The 3,622-nt window shown below is 76.3% G+C and carries 2 protein-coding genes and 1 pseudogene; all 3 read left to right on the top strand.

Going from position 1 to position 3,622, the window contains the following annotated elements; all coding sequences use genetic code 11:
* Nucleotides 1-581, top strand: a pseudogene (locus ABWI04_RS42105) (hypothetical protein); the annotation flags it as partial.
* Nucleotides 568-2,226, top strand: a complete 1,659-nt coding sequence (locus tag ABWI04_RS42100; protein WP_353835908.1) for a polysaccharide biosynthesis C-terminal domain-containing protein — start codon at nt 568-570, stop codon at nt 2,224-2,226. The pseudogene ABWI04_RS42105 and the gene ABWI04_RS42100, both read left to right, overlap by 14 nt.
* Nucleotides 2,210-3,529 carry a ParB N-terminal domain-containing protein gene (locus ABWI04_RS42095; RefSeq protein WP_353835907.1) on the top strand — a complete coding sequence of 440 codons (1,320 nt, stop codon included), beginning with the start codon at nt 2,210-2,212 and terminating at the stop codon, nt 3,527-3,529. Before ABWI04_RS42100 ends, ABWI04_RS42095 begins: the two co-directional genes overlap by 17 nt.
* Nucleotides 3,530-3,622: the final 93 nt, after the last annotated feature.

Below are 3,622 nucleotides of genomic sequence, written 5' to 3'. Positions count from 1 at the left end.
ACGGCGGCACCGCGGGCCTGGTCACCATCGAGGACATCCTGGAGGAGATCGTCGGTGAGATCACCGACGTCCCGTCGCGCGGCGGGCAGGACGAGCCCGACGAGGAGCCGGCCGACTCCGGGTCCCTGGTCACGCAGGCGCTGCCGCAGGTCAAGCAGCCGCCCCGCACGGGCGAGGCGCGGCCGGCGCCGTCCGGGCGGCGCGGCGCGCCGCAGCCGCAGCCAGAGCCGCGGCGCCGTCCCCTTCCGCCCGCGCTCGAACCCCCGGCCGGGCCGGGCAAGCCCGTCGCCCCCAAGCCCGTGTCCCCCACGGAGGTCACCCAGGGCACGGGGACGGCGCGTCCGCGCCCGGCGGCGCCCGCCGGCGCCGAGCCCGCCGAGCCGGCCGACGCGGCCGCCGACGACGGGCTGGAGTCGGCCGCGACGCGGACCCAGGAGGACATCTCCAAGTTCATGCCGCCGGATCTGCCGGAGGACGGCGCGGACGGCAAGCCCCCGGCGGGGCCGAAGGACGCCGCGCCGGACGTCTCGCCCCGCTACGGCAAGAAGCCGCACAAGGCCGGCCGGCATGCCGGCCCCTGATTCCGACGGAGCAGCGGCGGACGAGCCGAAGCCGTCCGGTCCGGGCGGGCCGAACCTGAACAGGCTGGCGAGGGGCGGCGCGCTGAACCTCGTCGGCGCCGCCGTCGCCGGCGTCCAGGGCCTCGCGCTCGTCTTCCTGGTCGCGCACCTGTACTCGCAGCGGATCGCGGGCACCTTCTTCGCGGCGACGTCGCTGTTCATCATCCTGCAGGCCGTGTCGGGGCTCGGCACCGACGCGGGCCTGCTGCGCTGGCTGCCCCGCCACCTGGCGCTCGGCGACCGCGGCGCGGCGCGCCGGACGGTGCCGGTGGCGCTCGTCCCGGTCGCGGCGACGGCGCTGGCCGCGGGTCTCGTGCTGGCCCTCACCGCGCCGTGGACGGCGGGCCACATCGGCGCCGACGACCCCGGCCAGGCCGTGGGCATGGTGCGGGTGCTGGCGCTGTTCCTGCCCCTCGCGGGGGCGCACGACGCGCTGCTCGCGGCGACCCGCGGGCACGGCTCGATGCGGCCGACCGTCCTCGTCGACAAGATCATGCGGCAGACGCTCCAGGTCGCCGGGGTCGTCGTGGCGGCGCTGCTGACCGACGACGCGGTGTGGCTCGCCCTGGCGTGGGCGGCGCCGTACCTGCCGTGCCTGGTCGTCGCCCTCCTCTGGTACCTGAAGATCAGCCGCCGGAGCCGCGCCGAGGCGCCGGTGGCCGCGGAGGCCGGGACGCCGTCCGGCTGGCGGCCCCTGGCCGGCGACTTCTGGCGCTTCACGGCGCCGCGCGCGTTCGCGCAGATCTGCCAGACGGCGTTCCAGCGCGCCGACATCGTGCTCGTCGCGGCGCTCAGCTCGCCGCGCGAGGCGGCGATCTACACCGCCGCGACCCGGTTCATCGTGATCAGCCAGCTCGTCACCCAGGCCGTGCAGAACGTCATGCAGCCCGCGGTGAGCCGGCTGATGGCGCTCGCCGACCGCGCGGGCGCGCAGCGGGTGTTCGCGGTGTGCGCGTCCTGGAACCTCGCGCTCGCCTGGCCGGTGCACCTGTCGATCGCTGTCGGGGCCCCGGTGTACGTGGCCTCCTTCGGCGAGGGCTACCGCGGGACCGGCGAGGTCGTCACGGTCATCCTGGCGATGGCGATGCTGGTGGCGACCGCGACGGGCGCCCGCGACGTGATGCTGCTGATGGCGGGCCGCAGCGGGCTCAGCCTGGTCAACCAGAGCGCCGCGCTCGGCGTGAACCTGGTGCTGAACGTGCTGCTGATCCCGCCGTTCGGGATCGCCGGGGCGGCGGTCGCGCGGGCGTGCGGGCTGCTCGTGCGGACGCTGCTGGCCCTGGTCCAGGTCCGGCGGATCCTCGACATGACCCCGGCGAGCGCCGGGCTGTTCTGGGCGGGCGGCTCCGCGCTGGTCAGCTTCGCGGCGGTGCCGCTGGCCGTCCGGCTGGCCGCCGGCTCCAGCGAGGCCGCCCTCGCCGGCGGGCTGATCCCGGGCGCGATCCTGTACCTCGCCCTGCTCTGGGCCGGCCGCGAGCGGCTGTCCCTCACCGCCTTCGCCTCCCTGCTGCCGGGGAGGCGCGGCCGTGCCGCACCCACGGGCGCCGCCGCCGCGCCCGCCACCGAAACGACATCTGCCAGGAGCATGCATGCCCACGGGAATTGACCAAGTGCGCCGCAAGTCCCGCGCGGTGCTTCGCAAGAGCGGGCTCGCCCCGAGCGGCCCGGTGTACGGCCGGCTGGTCGACGCCGGGCGCTCGCTGCCGATCCCGGCCGCGGCGCGCGTCGCGGTGTCCACCGCCGTGCTGCGGCGCCCGTGGAAGGTCCCGGTCCGGTTCGACCAGCTCCTCGTCGGCGCGCAGGGCGGCTGGACGGCCCGCGAGTTCGCCGACCGCACCGGCGACCTGCTGTGGCCCTCGACCCCGTTCCTGGACGGCCCGCACGTCGGGCTGCTGCGGCTCGCCGACGAGCGGCCGGAGCTCACCGACGCCGAGATCCTGTCCAGCGCCTACGGCCGGCTCGGGGTGCACTGCATCGAGGCGGGCGGCGCCTACTTCGGCGGCACCGACGAGGCCGGCGTCCTCGCCGCCGCCCGCGCGTTCGTCGCGCGGTACCGCGGCGAGGAGGCGCCCGGCGCGGCGCCCCGCCCGCAGCAGAGCGGGCCGCAGGACCCGGTGCTCGTCGCCCCCGTCCGCGGCTCCGACCAGTACCAGATCCTCGACGGCCACCACCGGCTCGCCATCGCCGCGATGAGCGGCGCCGACGGCGCCAACGTCGTCGCCAAGTGGCTGCCCGTCACCACGCCCCTGCAGGACCTCCTGCTGAAGATGAGCTGGCTCGACGGCACCCACGAGCTCTACCAGCCGATCGACGCGCCCGAACTGAGGACCGGCTGGACCACCGTCCGGCAGTGCACCGACCGGCTCGGAAAGATGGACGCGTTCCTCGCCGAGCGCGGCATCGCCGGGGGCCGCTACCTGGACGTCGCGAGCTGCTACGGCTGGTTCGTCGCGAAGATGGCCGAGCGCGGCTTCGACGCCGAGGGCATCGAGCGCGACCCGCTGGCCGTCCCGCTCGGCCGGGCCGTCTACGGGCTCCCGGACGGCGCCGTCTCCACCGGCGACTGCGTCGACTTCCTCGGCGGGCACGACGCCGGCCGCTGGGACGTGGTGTCCTGCTTCAGCCTCCTGCACCACTTCGTCCTCGGCCGCGGCTCGGTGAGCGCCGAGGAGCTGATCCGGCTGCTGGACCGCGCCACCGGACGGGTCCTGTTCTTCGACACCGGCCAGGACAACGAGGCGTGGTTCGCCGAGTCGCTGCGCGGCTGGGACCCCGCCCGCGTCGCGGCGTTCCTGCGGGAGAACACCGGGTTCGACGAGATCGTCGACCTCGGGCCCGACGACGACGCCCGGCCGCCCTACGAGGACAACTACAGCAGGCACCTGTTCGCCTGCGTCCGCTCGGCGTGACCCACCGGTGGCGACCGGCGGCGCGCCGCCCGGTCGCCGCGCTCATCGCCCTCCCGGCGCTCCTCGCGGCGGCGGCGTGCGGCGGGTCGCCCG

Source organism: Actinomadura sp. NPDC000929, assembly GCF_040492065.1.
GTDB classification, from domain to species: Bacteria; Actinomycetota; Actinomycetes; order Streptosporangiales; family Streptosporangiaceae; genus Spirillospora; species Spirillospora verrucosospora.
Note: the sequence above shows the minus strand (reverse complement) of the source record. Positions and strands in the feature narration are given on the sequence as shown.